Origin of the sequence: uncultured Thiohalocapsa sp., assembly GCF_913062725.1 — a bacterium.
In the GTDB taxonomy this organism is placed as follows: Bacteria; Pseudomonadota; Gammaproteobacteria; order Chromatiales; family Chromatiaceae; genus Thiohalocapsa.
Map to the genome: position 1 here is coordinate 1 of NZ_CAJXWY010000075.1, position 15,000 is coordinate 15,000.

Genomic DNA, 15,000 nt, shown 5'->3' on the forward strand with positions numbered 1-15,000 from the left:
ACACGACGAGCAGATGGCCGTCTGCGGGCTGGACGCCGCCGGCATCGAGGAGGCGGTGCGCAGGGAGATGGCGGCGCGCCGGATCGAGCGCTCCGCCCCGCAGCCGGTCGGCGGCGAGCACACCGAGTCCGATTCGGCACCGGCTTCTGCGCAGGGTGGTGCAGCCAAGGGCGCGCTCAAAGGGGCCGGCGCTGCGTGATGCGCCGCCTCATCGTCGCCGCTCTCCTCGTGGTGGCGGTGGCGGCGGCGTCGCCGGCGGGCGTCGGGCTGTATCTGAAGTATCGCCAACAAGCGCTGCTGAGCGGGCTCGCGGAGCGCGGCTATCGCATTCTCGACGCCGACTACCAGTGGGGCTGGTCGCGCTCCGCCGCCCGCGCCGAGATTGCGCCCCAGGCGGATCGCACTGCCGCGACACCGCCTTCGCGGTTGCGCATCGACCTGCGTCTTCAGCACGGCCCCCGCCTGTGGCTCGGTGCCCGGCCGGCGCCGTTGGCACAGGCACAGGGCCGGGCCAGGCTGCTCGGCGCGGAGCGGGCATTACCGCCGCTGGTGCTGAACGCCCGCCTGTTTCCGGATGGCCTGCTGCAGCTGCAGGCCCGCACACCGGATGTGACGTATTCCGGTGCGGTGGGGCAGGTCCAGCTTGCCGCCGTCGAAGGGCAGCTGCGCTGGCCGTCGGATGGGCGCTGGCTTGCGCGGGGAAGCCTTGCGTCGCTCACGGCGACGGCACCCGATGGCCGGCAGCTGCGCCTCGGTGACCTGGCGTGGCGGGTGCAGGCGGCGCCGGCGGCGGCGCTGCCGGTCTCCCGGGTCGAGCTTGAGCTGGGCTCGTTGCGGCTGGATGCCGCCGCGGATCAGCCAGCCCTGGTGGTGGCCGATGCAGGGCTGCGGTTGACCGCGGCGAGCGATGCCGCCACTGTGCGTCTTGGCGCCCGGGGCGATGCGCAGGCGTTGGAGATCGACCGGGCGCCGTACGCGCCGTCCCGGCTCAAGCTCAGCGTCGCCGGCGTCGATGCGCCGGCGCTGCGGGCGCTGCGCACGCGCCTCGCACGGCTGGATCGGCACGCCCTGTCGCCCTCGCAGCAGGGATGGGTGACCGGTCGGCTGCTGATGGCAGCTTGGCCCGCGTTGCTGGCGGGCGCGCCCACGGCCGAGTTGGAGGACCTGGTGCTGACAACGCCCTTGGGCGATGTCACCGCCGAGGCGGCGCTGCGGCTCGCCCCCGGCAGCCCCGCGGTGGATGCGACGGCAGCTGCCCCGGCAGCCATGCCGCAGGGCGCTGATCTGTGGGCGGCGCTCGCCGAGCGCCTGCGCGGCAGCGCGAGCCTGTCCGCCCCGCAGGCGTTGGTGGTGGCCCTTGTGGCTCAACGCCAAGCCGAGCGCGTACGCCGAGAGCTGGCGCTGCGCGGCGAAGCGACGGCCGCACTGCCACCGACATTGGCCGCCGACGTGGAGGCAGCGGCGCAGGCAGCGACGGCGCGGCTGCTGCGTGATGGCTGGCTGACGGCCGACGGCGGGCGCCTGCACGCGCGGCTGCACCTCGATGACGCGGGCCTGAGCGTCAACGGGAGGCCGGCCGCACTCCCCGGCTGGCTCGACCCGCACACGCCGCCGACGGCGCCCTAAGCTGCACGCCCAGCGCTTCACGCCCCGAGCTTCACGGACCCGCGCAGGGCGGCCCCTCAGGAGACCAAGCCATGCTGCACATCGAGCCCATACCCGCCTTCGACGACAACTACATCTGGCTGCTGCGCGATGCCGGCGGCCAGGACGACCGCGCCGTCGTCGTCGACCCCGGCGACGCGGAGCCCGTGGTGGCGCGTCTGCGCGCGGATGGCCTGCGGCTCGGGGCCATCCTGCTGACGCATCATCACTACGACCACCAGGGAGGCGTGGCGGACCTGCTCGACCTGTGGCCGGACGCGCTGGTGACGGCGCCGGAAGATCCGCGCATCCCCCAGGCCACGCGGCGGGTGGGCGATGGGGATGAGGTGACGCTGCCGGGGCTCGGCGCCACCTTTCGGGTCCTGGCGGTGCCGGGCCACACGTCCACGCACATCGCCTATTGGGGCGCGGGTGCGCTGTTCTGTGGCGACACGCTCTTCGCCGCGGGCTGCGGGCGGGTCTTCGACGGCACCTTCGAGCAGCTCGCGGCATCCCTGCGGCGCATCGCTGCGCTGCCGCCGGAGACGCGCTGCTATTGCGCGCATGAGTACACCCTGGCGAACCTCGGCTTCGCGCAGTGGGTGGAGCCGGACAGCGAAGCGCTCGAGGCGCGCATTGCGGCCTCCCGGGACCTGCGTGCCCGCGGCGAGCCGACGGTGCCCTTCACGCTCGCGCAGGAGCTGACGACCAATCCCTTCCTGCGCACCGCCGAGCCTGCGGTGGTGGATGCGGCTGCGGTGTTCGCCGGGCAGGCGCTGGAAGACGAGACCGCCGTGTTCACCGCGCTGCGCCGCTGGAAGGACGAGCGCTACGACTAGCGCAGCGCTGCCGAAAGCGTGGGGGCAGGGCGCTCACTCCCATCAACGGACTGAAGGCCGTCGGCTCCAGGGTGCCGACTGACGTCGGCGCACCCGGGCATCGAGGCGACCTGCGCAGTGGTGTACTCGACTCGCGTGCCAGGCGTGCTGGTTTTGGCTTCAGTCTGTGGGCAGCGCCGCCGGTGCCGATGCGGCGGCCTCACGCTGTCGGTCCGCGACCGCGCTCAACTGTGCGGTCATGTCGTCGCACAAGGCTTGCACCCCGGCCGCGAGCGCCGGCGGCGGGCGCTTGCCGATGGAGCCGGCGACGGGCATGCGGCGCATCTGGGGCGTGTCGCTGATGCCGGCGTGCTCGCAGATGCGCCTGCAGTGCAGCGCCGGCTCCCGGGCCAGGTCTTCGTAGCGCAGTGCGAGCACACGTACATCCGCATCCAGGCCCTGCTCGAAGAAGAGGCGGTTGCGATACCACCAGAACAGGGCGTGGCCGTCGGCGTCCGTCAGCGCCTCCAGGTCCTGATCGAGCAGGATGCGGTAGGTATCATCGCTCATGCCCCGTGAGCGCCAGCCGGCGCCGTCCCGTGCCGCATGCAGCCGCTGCATCTGCTTGAGCCCCGCGCCCGGGAAGGAGCGGAGCATGGAGTTCACCGCGTCCCGGTAGTCCCGCAGCATCCACAGCGCGCGCGCCGGTGCGAAGTGCCCGAGGAGCGCGCGCACCTGATCGGCTTCCAGCAGCGCCTTGATGACGATGCGCCGGGACGGTGACGCGGCGAGCCGGTGCTGCACGTCGGCCAGCGGTCGCATGTGATAGTCGTCGAAGGCGCGCGCATCCCACTCGTGGTAGACGTCTGTCTGCCAGTGGGTGTCCAGCATGTCCATCACCAGGTTGGTACCGGAGCGCTGGACGCCGGAGACGATGAGGGTGTGTCGCGGCGGCGACGCCCGCAGCAGTCCGCTGCGCTGGATGAGGCGCTTGGCAGGGCGCAGCAGGCGCTGGCCCGGGGTGCCGTGGTAAGGGGCTGCTGTGCTCATGCGTCCCGTGGGGTTGCTGGTGCTGATGGGTGGGACGCCGGATTATCCCAGAAATCGCGCCAGCGCTTGATCCAGCGCCGGTGCACTGCCGCCGGCAGCACCGCCGGTGCGGCCCACGCGACCCACTCCCGGTGCACGTCGAGCCAGATGGCCGGGCCGCGCCGGCGGATCTCCTGACCCATGCCGTGGACCGGCGCCGGGGTGCCGACGCCGCCGGTGATGTGGCGGATGCGCAGCAGATGCAGCGGTCCGCCGATGAGAAGGGCCTGTTCTGCTGCCGTCCTGGGCATCAGCGCCAGGGCCGATTGCCAGTTGCTGCCGGTGTCGAAGGAGCTGGCGTCGTGTCGGACATGCGCGGCGGGGATGCCGCGCCGGATCAGTGCTGCGGCCATCAGCGCGGCACCGGGCTCGGCCCGCTGGCTGCGACTGCCGCCCACGCAGACGAGCTGCTCCAGCAGTCCTGCCCGGGCGAGCGCCGCGGCATGCTCCACACGCGCCAGGCTCCCTGCGCCGAGTCCCTCCCGAGCCCCGAAGCCGTCGAAGAAGACCACCCCCACCGGATGCGGCAGCTGCGGCGTCGGTGGCGGCAGGCTCAGGGCGCCCCAGGCAAGGTAGAGCATCGTGCCCAGCAGGTCGGCGGCGAGCAGCGCGGGCAGCAGATAACGGAGCAGCCGGCGGCGCCCGCGGTGCCGCCGGGCCGGTCGAGCCAGGGGCTGCCGGGGTGTCGGCGGGCTGTGGCGCGGGGCTGGCAACGCGGCTCTCGGCAGGTTTTCGGCTATGATGGCGCGGCGCTTCGCCGCAGGTGGTCGCACGTCGCCGCTCTCCCGCCGCATTGCTCGCCAGGTTGTCAGCCCGTCACTGCGATGTCTTCCGAGGATCGAACCCGCGCCGGCCGCCTCCTGCGCCGGCTGGTGGCCGTGGCCGCCGGTGCGCTGATGGTCCTGTCCTTCGCGCCCTTCGGCTGGTTTCTCACCGCACCTCTCAGTATCGCGGCATTCTATCAATTGCTGCCCGAGCGCCGGCGCGGCGGCTTTGCGGTGGGCTGGCTCTACGGGCTCGGGCTGCTCGGCTTCGGCATCTTCTGGATCCGGATCAGTCTGAACGAGTTCGGCAATATGCCGGCCGTTGCAGCCAACGCCCTGATGTTGCTGCTGGTGGCGGCGCTCGCCCTCTTCTATGCGCTGGCCGGCCTCGCCATCGCGCGCCTGCGGCCGGCACCGGATTCGGCGCGCTGGTGGGCAGGCCCGCTGCTGCTGCTGCCCGCGGTCTGGGTGCTGCTGGAATGGCTGCGCAGCTGGCTTTTCACCGGCTTTCCATGGCTTCTGGCCGGCAATGGCCAGATCAACCCGTTGCCGCTGCTCGGGGCGCCCTTGGCCGGTTGGGCGCCGGTGGTCGGCGTGCATGGGCTGAGTCTCGCCGTCGCCCTGTCGGCGGGGCTGCTGGTGGTGATGCTGCGCGGTGGCGGTCGCGCCCGACCGGCGGCGCTCGCGGCGTTACTGGCGCTTTGGCTCGCGGGCACCTTGCTGGCGCGCGTGGAGTGGACGCGGCCGGCGGACGGTCCACTCACGGCTGCGGTGGTGCAGGGCAATGTCGAGCAGTCGGTGAAGTGGGCGGCGGACGGTGTGCTGCCCACGCTGGAGATCTACCTGGGCCTGACGCGGGAGGTGCTGGCGGCGGCCGACGTGATCGTCTGGCCCGAGACCGCCGTGCCGACCTTTCTGCACCAGGTGGAGTCGGCGCTGGTGACGCCGCTGGCGGCGGACGCGCGTGCCGCGGGCGCCGAGGTGGTCATCGGCGTGCCGGTCATGGAGACCGCCGAGCGCTACTACAACGGGCTCATCAGCATCGGCAGCGCCAGAGACCACTACTACAAGCGCCACCTGGTGCCCTTCGGGGAGTTTCTGCCCTTCGAGCGGCAGCTTCGCCCCCTGATCGACTGGTTCGAGGTGCCGATGTCGGACTTCAGCCGCGGCGAGGCACCGCGACCGCTGCTGCAGGTGGGGCCTTACCAGGCGGGCGTGTCCATCTGCTACGAGGATGTGTTCCCGGCCGAGGTGCGCCAGGCCCTGCCGGCGGCCGCGTATCTGATCAACGTGAGCAACGACGCCTGGTTCGGCGACTCTCTGGCGCCGCACCAGCACCTGGAGTTTGCCCGGCTGCGGGCGCTGGAGAACGGTCGGCCCCTGGTGCGGGCGACGAACACCGGCATTTCCGCCCTGATCGACCACCGCGGGCGGGTCAGGGCGGCGCTGCCGTTGTTCGAGCGCGGGGTTCTCTCGGGCAGCATCCAGCCGCGCAGCGGTGCCACACCCTTCGTGCGCTTCGGCAGTGTGCCGGTGCTGCTGCTGGCGGCAGCGATGCTGCTCGTCGCGCTGCTGCTCGGGCGTGCATCGCGACCGCCGGGCTGACGTGCCCGTCCGCATGGATAGGCCCTTGGCGTCCGTCGGGGCCCTCGGGGTATGATGCCGCGTCTTTTCTCCTGTCCACTGATCCGCCCGCCCACTCGCCTTGCTCGCGCTCGTCCACTTCTTCATCGAGCTGTGCCTGCTGCGCCGTAACCCGCAGGACCTGCCGGCATCGGCGGCGCTGTTCGGCCTGGTGCTGGCGGCGGCAGTGCTCGGCGGCCTGCTCTTGTCCATCACCGCTGGGGCCTCGCTGGCGGGGGGGCTGGCGCAGACGCTGCTGGATCTGCTGCTGATGCTGGGTGTGCTGCACCTGGCTCTGAAGGCGCTGGACAAGCAGGCGCGCTATCTGCAAACGGCGACGGCGCTGGTGGGCGCGGATGCGGTGATCGGGCTGGTGGCCCTGCTGCCGGTGTCCCTCGCCCGGCCCGTGGCCACGGGTGCGGAGCCCGGGGCGGATGTCCTGTTTGCGGGGCTCATGTTCCTCGCCCTGGTGGGCTGGAGCGTGCTGGTGGTGGGCCACATTCTGCGCCACGCCTTCGGTCTGTCGCTGGCGCAGGGCGTGGTCATCGCCATCGCCTTCGATGTGTTGAGCTTCGTCGTCATCAGCGCCTTGACCCAGGGCTCCGCCTGACATGCATCTCCACATTCTCGGCATCTGCGGGACCTTCATGGGCGGCATCGCGCTGTTGGCGCGGGCGTTGGGGCATCGGGTGACCGGCTCGGACGCCAACGTCTATCCGCCCATGAGCACGCAGCTCGAGGCCTCCGGCATCGAGCTGATGCAGGGCTACGCTGCGGCACACCTCGACCCGGCGCCGGACGTAGTGGTGGTGGGCAACGCCATGAAGCGCGGCGTGCCGGCGGTGGAGTACGTGCTGGACGCCGGTTTGCCCTATGTGTCGGGCCCGCAATGGCTGGCGGAGCACCTGCTGCCCGGCCGACATGTGTTGGCGGTGGCGGGCACCCATGGCAAGACCAGCACGTCCAGCATGTTGGCCTGGCTGCTGGAGGACGCGGGGCTGGCCCCGGGCTTTCTCATCGGCGGCGTGCCGCAGGACTTCGGTGTCTCGGCGCGGCTTGGCGAGGGGCCGTATTTCGTCGTCGAGGCGGATGAGTACGACACCGCCTTCTTCGACAAGCGCTCGAAGTTCGTTCACTATCGGCCGCGGACGCTGGTGATCAACAATCTCGAGTTCGATCATGCGGACATCTTCGATGATCTCGCCATGATCCAGCGGCAATTTCACCATCTGGTGCGAACCGTGCCAGGTGCAGGACTTATCGTGCATCCGCAGGGCGAGCCGGCGGTGGACGCCGTGCTCGACATGGGCGTCTGGACGCCGACCCAGGCCACCGGCGCCGGCGGTGATTGGTCTGCCGAGTGGCTGCACGACGATGCCTCGGCCTTTCGGGTGCAGGCGCCGGACGGCGGCGTGGCGGAGGTGCGCTGGGAGCAGACGGGTGCGCACAACGTGCAGAACGCGCTGTCGGCGATGGCGGCGGCCGCGCATGTCGGCATCGCGCCGGCGCGCTCGGCGGCAGCCCTCGGGCGCTTCGCCGGCGTCAAGCGGCGGATGGAGCTGCGGGGCGAAGTGGGCGGCGTGCGGGTCTACGATGACTTCGCGCACCACCCCACGGCCATTGCCAGCACGCTGCACGGGCTGCGTCGCCGCGTCGGCGATGCGCGCATCATCGCCGTGCTGGAGCCGCGCTCCAACACCATGCGCCTGGGCGTGCACGCAGCGGCGCTCGCGGACTCGCTGGCCGCGGCGGACCAAGTGCAGGTGTACGCGCCGCCGGACCTAGATTGGGATGCGGCGGCGATGCTGGCGCCCCTGGGCGAGCGTCTGCGGGTGGGTCGCTCGGTGCAGGAGATCGTGGCGGCCGTGGGTGCCGAGGCCCGCGCGGGGGACCAAGTGCTGGTCATGAGCAACGGTGGCTTCGGCGGCATCCATGCGTTGCTGCTGGAGGCGCTCTCTGCCCGTGCCTGACGCTCTGCCGCCAGGTGCTCCGGGCCGCGTCGTGGCTTTGATTTCGCTGGGGTGACCGCCACTTCGGCCCCGACTCGGGGCAACCGTGCGGGCGCTTGCGGGATCGGCCCATCCCATCCCAGCCCGGCCCATCCCAGCACGGCCCATCCCAGCCCAGGTCAGCCCGGCGCGCCCATGCCCCAGCTCATGCCCCAGGGCCGCGCCCGCCGGCCCATCTTCAGCCAGAGCCCCACGCCGCACCAATGACCAGCCAGCCCCTGCCCAGCTGGAGCAAGACCATCGCTGTCGGGCTCACCGGCGCTTCCGGCATCCACTACGGCCTGCGCGTGCTGCGCTGCCTGGTGGAGGCCGACGTGCGCGTCTATCTGTTGGTGTCTCAGGCGGCACAGGTGGTGATGCAGATGGAGGCGGGCCTGGACGCGCCGGGCCGCCCGGCGGAGGCCGAGCGCTTCTTCACCGAGCATTTCGACGCGGCGCCCGGGCAGATCCGGGTGTTCGGCCGCCAGCAGTGGACGGCGCCGGTGGCGAGCGGCACCAACCCGCCGGATGCGATGACCATTTGTCCCTGCACCACCGGCACACTGGCGAGCATCGCCGCCGGGCTGAGTCAGGACCTGATGGACCGCGCCGCCGATGTGGCCCTCAAGGAGGGCCGCAAGCTCATTCTGGTGGTGCGCGAGATGCCCTTCACCGTCGTGCACCTGGAGAACATGCTGCGACTGGCCCGCGCCGGTGCGGTGATCATGCCGGCGAATCCAGGCTTCTACTTCAACCCGCAGCGGGTGGATGACATCTACGATTTCGTCGCCGCCCGGGTGCTGGACCACCTGGGCGTGGCCCACGGGCTTGCCGCGCGCTGGGGGGATTGACCCGCTGCCCGCAGGCAGTCGGGCGCCAGGGCGGCGGGAAGGGGGTGTCAGCCCCTGCTTGCCGCCCTGTTCGGCTCAGTGTTCGGCCCAGTGTCCGGCCCAGTCTTCGGCCCAGGCTTCGGCCCAGTCTTCGGCCCAGTCTTCGGCTCAGTGCCCGGCGACCGCCGCAAAGGCCTCGCGGGCCGCGGCGAGGGTGGCGTCGATCTCGGCCTCGCCATGAGCGCCGGAGACGAAGCCCGCCTCGAACGCCGAGGGCGCCAGGTAGACCCCGCGCGTGAGCATGGCGTGGAAGAATGCCTTGAACTGCTCCTGGTTGCAGGCGGTGGCGCCCGCGAAGTCCGTCACCGGCCCGTCGGCGGTGAAGAAGAGGCCGAACATGCCGCCGGCGCGGTTGGTGGCGAGGGGCACGCCCGCCGCCTCCGCGGCCGCCTCCATCCCGCTGGTGAGGCGCTCGGTGGTGGCGGCGAGGGACTCGTGGAAGCCCGGTGCCGACAGGAGCTCCAGCGTCTTGAGCCCAGCGGTCATGGCGATGGGATTACCGGACAGGGTGCCCGCCTGATACACCGGCCCGAGGGGCGAGATCTTCTCCATGATGTCGCGGCGCCCGCCGAAGGCGCCTACGGGCATGCCGCCGCCGATGATCTTGCCGAGCGCCGTGAGGTCCGGGGTGACGCCGTAGAGCGCCTGCGCACCGCCGCGGGCGACGCGGAAGCCGGTCATGACCTCGTCGAAGATCAGCACGGTGCCGTGCTGGTCGCAGACCTCGCGCAGTGCCGTGAGGAAGCCCGGCACCGGCGGGATGCAGTTCATGTTGCCGGCCACGGGCTCGACGATGATACAGGCCACCTGATCGCCGAGCTTGCGCATGGTGTCGCGCACCGCGTCGGCATCGTTGTACGCCAGCGTGAGGGTGAGCTCGGCGAGCGCGGCGGGCACCCCGGGAGAGCTCGGCTCGCCCAGGGTGAGCATGCCGGAGCCGGCCTTCACCATCAGCGAGTCCACGTGGCCGTGGTAGTTGCCCTCGAACTTGATGATCTTGTCGCGGCCGGTGAAGCCGCGGGCGAGGCGGATGGCGCTCATGGTCGCCTCCGTGCCCGAGCTCGTCATGCGCACCAGGTCCATGCTCGGCACCAGCTCGCAGACGCGGTCTGCCATCATGGTTTCGAGCTCCGTCGGGGCGCCGAACGAGAGCCCTTTCTCGACTCGCGCCGTCACCGCGGCGATGATCTCCGGGTGTGCGTGGCCGAGGATCATGGGGCCCCAGGAGCCGACGTAGTCGATGTAGCGCTTGCCGTCCGCGTCCGTCACGTAGGCACCGGACGCGGACTCGAAGAAGACCGGCGTGCCGCCGACGCTGCGGAAGGCGCGCACGGGGGAGTTGACGCCGCCCGGGATGTGGCGCTGGGCGGCCGCGAAGAATTGTTCTGATCGGGACATGAAAGGCGGCTCCTGTCGACGTTGGGTGGCGGCGTGATGGGCATGCGCCGTCGCGCAGTCGCGGCAGACGCCCGCCGCCGGGCTGACCGCGCGCATGGTAACAGCGCCCGCCGTGGTTGCGATTGCGCTGCGGCAGGGCCGGGGCCCGATCCGGCCTGGCATCGAGGACGCAAGGCGGCGTATCGTCCCGCGCGCCGCCCGCTGGTGGCTGGAGGGCTCCTGGCTGGGCGGCGCCTGGCCGGGCGTTGCGCCTGCACCGAAATGTGGGCGGTGGACCCGCCGTGTCGGCACGGGATTGGTCAATCTCAGCATCATGGCCAAGGCATTGAAAAGCTGCATCCTGGAACAGACGTGGCCCGGCTGCGCGGGCTCCGGCTGGGCGTGCAGCGGCTCGGGAGCGGGCGATCAGAGGAGACAAGAACGGAGAGCGAGACGTGAAGCGTTACATGTGTATGGTTTGTGGCTTTATTTACGACGAGGAGCTCGGCTGGCCGGACGACGGCATCCCCCCGGGCACCAAGTGGGAGGACGTGCCGGACACCTGGGTCTGCCCGGAGTGCGGCGTGGGGAAGGAAGACTTCGAGATGGAAGAGCTGTGACGGCGCCCGTTGCGCCGGCGCAGATTACCTGAGTATTCCTTGTGGAAATGCCTCATGCGCTTGTGCTAGCGTGAGGTACCGACAGCGAATATGCGGCTCACGCGTTAAGGAGCGCAGATCCCATGGCAGTTCTCAACGAAACCGACCTGACCCTCACCGGCGCCGCTCAGGGCAAGATGAGCGAGCTGTTTGCGGACATCGAAGACGGCATTGCCGGTGTGCGCGTCTACGCGGCCCCCGGCGGCTGCAGCGGTGTCAGCTTCGGCATGACGTTCACGGACGTCATCAACGACAATGACGGTGTGCGGGATTTCGGCGACTACAAGCTGGTGGTCGATGACGGCACGCTGAGCTATCTCCGCGGGGTCGAGATCGACTTCGTGGATCGCGGCGATGGCCAGGCGACCTTCGTGTTCAACAACCTGCCGGCCTCGGGCGGCGGCTGCGGCACCTGCGGCTCAAGCTCGGGCAGCTGCTCCTGACGTCGCGCTCCCATGGCCACCATCGGCATCGTCGGCGGCACCGGCTACACGGGGTCCGAGCTGCTGCGGCTGCTGACGGGTCACCCCCAGGCTGAAGTCCGCTGCATTACGTCCCGCGCGGAGGCCGGCCAGCGGGTGGCCGACGCGCTGCCGATGCTGCGTGGTCGCTCGGAGCTGGTGTTCGAAGACCCGGCAGGCGCGCCGCTGGCGGAGTGTGACCTGGTTTTCTTCGCCACACCGAACGGGACGGCGATGGCGCAGGCGCCGGCCCTGCTCGACGCTGGGGTGCGCGTCATCGACCTGGCTGCCGACTTCCGCATCAAGGATCTCTCTGTCTGGCAGCACTGGTACGGCATGGCGCACACCGCCCCGGCGTTGGTGGACGAAGCCGTCTACGGGCTGCCGGAAATCAACCGGGCCGCCATTCGGCAGGCACGGCTGGTCGCCAACCCCGGCTGCTACCCGACTGCCATCGTGCTCGGGCTGCTGCCGTTGCTGGAGGAGGGCTTGATCGACCCGACTCGGGTCGTTGCAGACGGCAAATCGGGTGTCAGCGGTGCAGGCCGTACGGCGGTCGCCGGACTCCTGATGGCCGAGGTCGGTGAGAGCTTCAAGGCCTACAGCGTCGCCGGTCATCGCCACGAGCCCGAGATCGAGGAGACCCTGCGTCTGGGCACGGGGCAGGCGGTGAGTCTGACCTTCGTGCCGCACTTGGTGCCGATGGTGCGCGGTATCGAGGCGACCATCTACGCGCCTGTGACGCGCGCCAGCAGCGATCTGCTGGGAGCCCTCCGGCAGCGCTACCGCGACGAGCCCTTTGTGGATGTGATGGCGCCTGAGCTGCCGGTCGAGACACGCTCGGTGCGCGGCAGCAATCTGTGTCGCGTGACGGTGACGGAGCCGCAGGGCAAGGGCGTCGCCGTGGTGCAGTCGGTCATCGATAATCTTGTCAAGGGGGCTGCCGGCCAGGCGGTGCAGAACATGAACCTGATGCTGGGCTTCCCGGAAACCGAGGGTTTGGACGGCGTTGCCCTCGCTCCTTGATTGGCGCCGTGTCGGCCCTGATGCAGCCCCGACGGCGCAGGCTCGCAGCCACGGCTATGGACGCTGGCTGCTGGTCGGTGTCGGCTGGCTGCTGGTCGTCGGGGCGGCGTTCGTGCTGGGGTACCTGTTGGCGGAGCATGACGCCCGGCAGGCCTTGGCCCGCATTCAAGCCCTGCAGACGGAGCGGGATCTGTTGAGCGAGCAGCTCGCCGCGCAGCGTGATGCGCAGATCAAACTGGAGCGCTCGCACCAGATGGATGTTGCGGCGCAGCGGGCTGCGCAGTCGCAGATCGCGTCGCTTGAGCGTGAGCGCATGCGCCTGGAGCAGCAGCTGAAGCACCTGCGCGCCCTGGTCGGCTCCGGTGGACGCGGACTTGCTGAAGTCGAGGAGCTGGTCCTGATGCCTCGTGCAGACAACGCTTACGCCTACCGTTTGACCCTGGGGCAGCTGGTGCCGGACTTCGGTAGGACGGAGGGGGAGGTGGTGCTGTCCGTCGTGAGTGAATCCGATGGCGAAGAAGCCACCGTGCCGGTTGCCCGACTCTCCGACGGCTCGGCTGGGCGGCACGTCATGGCGTTCGAGCATTTCCAGGTGTTCGAGGGCGTGTTCCAGCTCGACAGCGGTACGGAGCCGCTGGAGCTGGTCGTTGAGATTCTGCCCAAGGACGACAACTTAATGGCCACTCAGGAAGTGGTCCGGTGGGCGTCTGCGCTGACGCCCGATCCGGTCACGCCCCTGGAGTCGCCGTATGCGCAGGGGGTGAAGCTCAGGCTGGCACCTGCGCACGGCGGTTCCGTGCCGACGACCGAAGCCGTTTCCGATCACTAATGCAACAGAGGAGTCCCAGACATGACTGACATCGTCGCGGAAGAAGCGCCCTTGGTGTTCACCTCCCAGGCTGCGGCAAAAGTCGCCGACCTCATCGCCGAAGAGGGGAACGATGAGCTGATGCTGCGCGTCTACATCCAGGGCGGCGGCTGCTCGGGCTTCCAGTACGGCTTCACCTTTGCCGAGAATGTCGACGAGGGTGACACGGAGATTATCACCGACGGTGTTAAGCTCTTGGTCGATCCAATGAGCCTGCAGTACCTGATGGGCGCAGAGATCGACTACACGGAGGGACTCCAGGGCGCCCAGTTCGTCATCCGCAACCCGAACGCGAGCACAACCTGCGGGTGTGGGTCGTCCTTCGGCGTTTGACGGCTCGTGTGAGGGCAGTGAGCCGGATCTGACATCGCCGCCGCTTCGCGGCGGCTGTGTGCTGGCCGCAGAACTGAAAAACCCTGGACTACGGGGCGTGCGCTTGCCGGCGGCGTTCGGATAACGCCCTGCTGCCTGGCGCTGTCTGAGCACGCTCGCTAGGAGGTTTCCCCGCGTCTTTGTATGCTCCAGATGTAATCTTGCGCTGTTCAGCGGGCGGACAGCTCACCGTCCGCATTGGCTCGCGGCGCAGATTGCCCCGGCGGGGGCAAGGTCAGGGGTATCTCACCGGTGTCCGGGGCGCTTGATGCCGCTTGGTCGCTCGCGCCGTCCGACGACCTGAGCGTCAGCCAACCCAGCAGTAGGGCTGTGGCGAGCGCTGCTGCCAGTCCCAGTAGCGTTTTCCCCGCGAGCTTCGGCTTGTGCGCCCGCTCTGCTCGGGGGCTCCGATGCGAGCCTGCGCCTTTGTAGTCGCGCATGTAAAATCGAGGTTGGTCGGCCGAAACTGTCCCCAGTCTAGACCATGTTGAGCGTCCCCGGGAAGGTGGACGCCCGGCTCTGGATATGGCGCATCGCACCGTCCATCCTATCGGCTGTCAGGACGGCTCTGGAGAATGAGATAACCGCATGCCAGGTGTAGAACAGGCGTTGGCCACACTGCAACGTGGGGCCGTGGAAACGATCGGGCTCGACGCGTTGCGCCAGCGGCTAGAGAGCGGGAGGCCGCTGCGCGTCAAGGCGGGCTTCGACCCAACCGCGCCCGACCTGCATCTGGGGCACGTCGTGCTGCTGCAAAAGCTGCGGCAGTTCCAGCAGCTCGGCCACAAGATCGTTTTCGTCATCGGGGACTTCACCGCCATGATCGGTGATCCCACAGGGAAGAGCGTTACCCGCAAGCCCCTTTCCCGCGAACAGGTGGCCGCCAACGCGGACACCTACCGCGAGCAGGTGTTCCGGGTACTGGATCCGGATGCCACAGAGGTGGTCTTCAACGCGTCCTGGGTCTCGGAGCTCGGTGCCGAAGGGATGGTGCGCCTGGCATCGCGCCACACCGTGGCCAGGATGTTGGAGCGGGATGACTTCTCGCGTCGCTACAAGGCCCAGCAACCGATCGCGATTCACGAGCTCCTGTATCCGCTGATCCAGGGCTACGACTCCGTTGTGCTGCGCGCCGACATCGAGCTCGGAGGCACGGACCAGAAGTTCAATCTGCTGGTGGGGCGGCAGCTCCAGGAAGCCGAAGGCCAGCCGCCGCAGGTCGTCATGACCCTGCCCATCCTCGAGGGTCTGGACGGCGTGCAGAAGATGTCGAAGTCGCTCGACAACTACGTCGCCATCACGGACGCGCCGGCAGACATGTTCGGGAAGCTGATGTCCGTGTCGGACGACCTCATGTGGCGCTACTTCGACCTCCTCAGTGATCGGCCGACGGCGGAGCTTGAGGACTTGCGGCGCTCGGT

The 15,000-nt window shown here is 69.7% G+C and carries 16 protein-coding genes (1 of these 16 only partly in view); 13 read left to right on the forward strand and 3 right to left on the reverse strand.

What is annotated here, in order from left to right; genetic code table 11:
• The 3 genes from QZ588_RS15880 to gloB form a co-directional block, all read left to right on the forward strand.
• A partial coding sequence (locus QZ588_RS15880) for a hypothetical protein (RefSeq protein WP_295543920.1) occupies positions 1-199 on the forward strand: 199 nt, incomplete at its 5' end.
• Positions 199-1,626, forward strand: a complete 1,428-nt coding sequence (locus QZ588_RS15885; RefSeq protein WP_295543921.1) for a DUF945 family protein — start codon at positions 199-201, stop codon at positions 1,624-1,626. The genes QZ588_RS15880 and QZ588_RS15885, both read left to right, overlap by 1 nt.
• Positions 1,627-1,697: 71 nt before the next feature.
• Entirely contained in the window at positions 1,698-2,483 is a 786-nt protein-coding gene (gene gloB, locus QZ588_RS15890; RefSeq protein WP_295543922.1) for a hydroxyacylglutathione hydrolase, read from the forward strand.
• A gap of 159 nt (positions 2,484-2,642) precedes the next feature.
• Here gloB and QZ588_RS15895 read toward each other — a convergent pair whose 3' ends face one another.
• Positions 2,643-3,512 carry a sulfotransferase gene (locus QZ588_RS15895; RefSeq protein ID WP_295543923.1) on the reverse strand — a complete coding sequence of 290 codons (870 nt, stop codon included), beginning with the start codon at positions 3,510-3,512 and terminating at the stop codon, positions 2,643-2,645.
• Positions 3,509-4,264 carry an ElyC/SanA/YdcF family protein gene (locus QZ588_RS15900; protein WP_295543924.1) on the reverse strand — a complete coding sequence of 252 codons (756 nt, stop codon included), beginning with the start codon at positions 4,262-4,264 and terminating at the stop codon, positions 3,509-3,511. The genes QZ588_RS15895 and QZ588_RS15900 overlap by 4 nt, the downstream gene beginning before the upstream one ends.
• Before the next feature lie 111 nt (positions 4,265-4,375).
• Between QZ588_RS15900 and lnt the strand changes: the two genes are divergently transcribed.
• From lnt to QZ588_RS15920, 4 genes are all read left to right on the forward strand, one after another.
• Positions 4,376-5,920 (forward strand): apolipoprotein N-acyltransferase, encoded by a 1,545-nt coding sequence (gene lnt, locus QZ588_RS15905; RefSeq protein ID WP_295543925.1) that lies wholly within the window; start codon positions 4,376-4,378, stop codon positions 5,918-5,920.
• A gap of 100 nt (positions 5,921-6,020) precedes the next feature.
• Positions 6,021-6,548: a hypothetical protein gene (locus QZ588_RS15910; RefSeq protein ID WP_295543926.1), complete on the forward strand. Its 528-nt coding sequence runs from the start codon at positions 6,021-6,023 to the stop codon at positions 6,546-6,548.
• Position 6,549: 1 nt separating this feature from the next.
• Complete coding sequence (mpl, locus tag QZ588_RS15915; protein ID WP_295543927.1) at positions 6,550-7,908, forward strand: UDP-N-acetylmuramate:L-alanyl-gamma-D-glutamyl-meso-diaminopimelate ligase; 1,359 nt, start codon at positions 6,550-6,552, stop codon at positions 7,906-7,908.
• A 242-nt stretch (positions 7,909-8,150) separates the two neighbouring features.
• On the forward strand, positions 8,151-8,777 hold the full coding sequence (locus tag QZ588_RS15920; RefSeq protein ID WP_295543928.1) for a flavin prenyltransferase UbiX: 627 nt from the start codon (positions 8,151-8,153) through the stop codon (positions 8,775-8,777).
• Between the two features lie 147 nt (positions 8,778-8,924).
• Here the strand turns inward: QZ588_RS15920 and hemL are convergent, their stop codons facing one another.
• The gene (hemL, locus tag QZ588_RS15925) at positions 8,925-10,214 is read right to left on the reverse strand and encodes a glutamate-1-semialdehyde 2,1-aminomutase (protein ID WP_295543929.1); all 1,290 of its coding nucleotides are present in this window, start codon (positions 10,212-10,214) and stop codon (positions 8,925-8,927) included.
• A 434-nt stretch (positions 10,215-10,648) separates the two neighbouring features.
• Between hemL and QZ588_RS15930 the strand changes: the two genes are divergently transcribed.
• The 6 genes from QZ588_RS15930 to tyrS all read left to right on the forward strand — a co-directional run.
• A complete protein-coding gene (locus QZ588_RS15930) occupies positions 10,649-10,813 on the forward strand; it encodes a rubredoxin (protein WP_295543930.1) in 165 nt (54 codons plus the stop codon).
• A gap of 122 nt (positions 10,814-10,935) precedes the next feature.
• Positions 10,936-11,295, forward strand: a complete 360-nt coding sequence (locus QZ588_RS15935; RefSeq protein WP_295543931.1) for an iron-sulfur cluster assembly accessory protein — start codon at positions 10,936-10,938, stop codon at positions 11,293-11,295.
• 12 nt (positions 11,296-11,307) lie between these two features.
• Positions 11,308-12,339: an N-acetyl-gamma-glutamyl-phosphate reductase gene (gene argC / locus QZ588_RS15940; RefSeq protein ID WP_295543932.1), complete on the forward strand. Its 1,032-nt coding sequence runs from the start codon at positions 11,308-11,310 to the stop codon at positions 12,337-12,339.
• Positions 12,323-13,168 (forward strand): DUF6776 family protein, encoded by an 846-nt coding sequence (locus tag QZ588_RS15945; RefSeq protein WP_295543933.1) that lies wholly within the window; start codon positions 12,323-12,325, stop codon positions 13,166-13,168. The genes argC and QZ588_RS15945 overlap by 17 nt, the downstream gene beginning before the upstream one ends.
• Positions 13,169-13,189: 21 nt before the next feature.
• On the forward strand, positions 13,190-13,540 hold the full coding sequence (erpA, locus tag QZ588_RS15950; RefSeq protein ID WP_295543934.1) for an iron-sulfur cluster insertion protein ErpA: 351 nt from the start codon (positions 13,190-13,192) through the stop codon (positions 13,538-13,540).
• Positions 13,541-14,167: 627 nt separating this feature from the next.
• On the forward strand, positions 14,168-15,000 hold the 5' portion of the coding sequence (tyrS, locus tag QZ588_RS15955) for a tyrosine--tRNA ligase (RefSeq protein ID WP_295543935.1). The gene runs 373 nt beyond the window's last position; only the first 833 of its 1,206 coding nucleotides appear in the window; its start codon is at positions 14,168-14,170; its stop codon lies off the right edge, out of view.

Excerpts from the sequence above, each read along its gene's own strand:
- QZ588_RS15885 (WP_295543921.1), top strand. The coding sequence starts at position 199 with ATGCGCCGCCTCATCGTCGCCGCTCTCCTCGTGGTGGCGGTGGCGGCG.
- gloB (WP_295543922.1), top strand. The coding sequence starts at position 1,698 with ATGCTGCACATCGAGCCCATACCCGCCTTCGACGACAACTACATCTGG.
- QZ588_RS15895 (WP_295543923.1), bottom strand. The coding sequence starts at position 3,512 with ATGAGCACAGCAGCCCCTTACCACGGCACCCCGGGCCAGCGCCTGCTG.
- lnt (WP_295543925.1), top strand. The coding sequence starts at position 4,376 with ATGTCTTCCGAGGATCGAACCCGCGCCGGCCGCCTCCTGCGCCGGCTG.
- mpl (WP_295543927.1), top strand. The coding sequence starts at position 6,550 with ATGCATCTCCACATTCTCGGCATCTGCGGGACCTTCATGGGCGGCATC.
- QZ588_RS15920 (WP_295543928.1), top strand. The coding sequence starts at position 8,151 with ATGACCAGCCAGCCCCTGCCCAGCTGGAGCAAGACCATCGCTGTCGGG.
- hemL (WP_295543929.1), bottom strand. The coding sequence starts at position 10,214 with ATGTCCCGATCAGAACAATTCTTCGCGGCCGCCCAGCGCCACATCCCG.
- QZ588_RS15935 (WP_295543931.1), top strand. The coding sequence starts at position 10,936 with ATGGCAGTTCTCAACGAAACCGACCTGACCCTCACCGGCGCCGCTCAG.
- argC (WP_295543932.1), top strand. The coding sequence starts at position 11,308 with ATGGCCACCATCGGCATCGTCGGCGGCACCGGCTACACGGGGTCCGAG.
- erpA (WP_295543934.1), top strand. The coding sequence starts at position 13,190 with ATGACTGACATCGTCGCGGAAGAAGCGCCCTTGGTGTTCACCTCCCAG.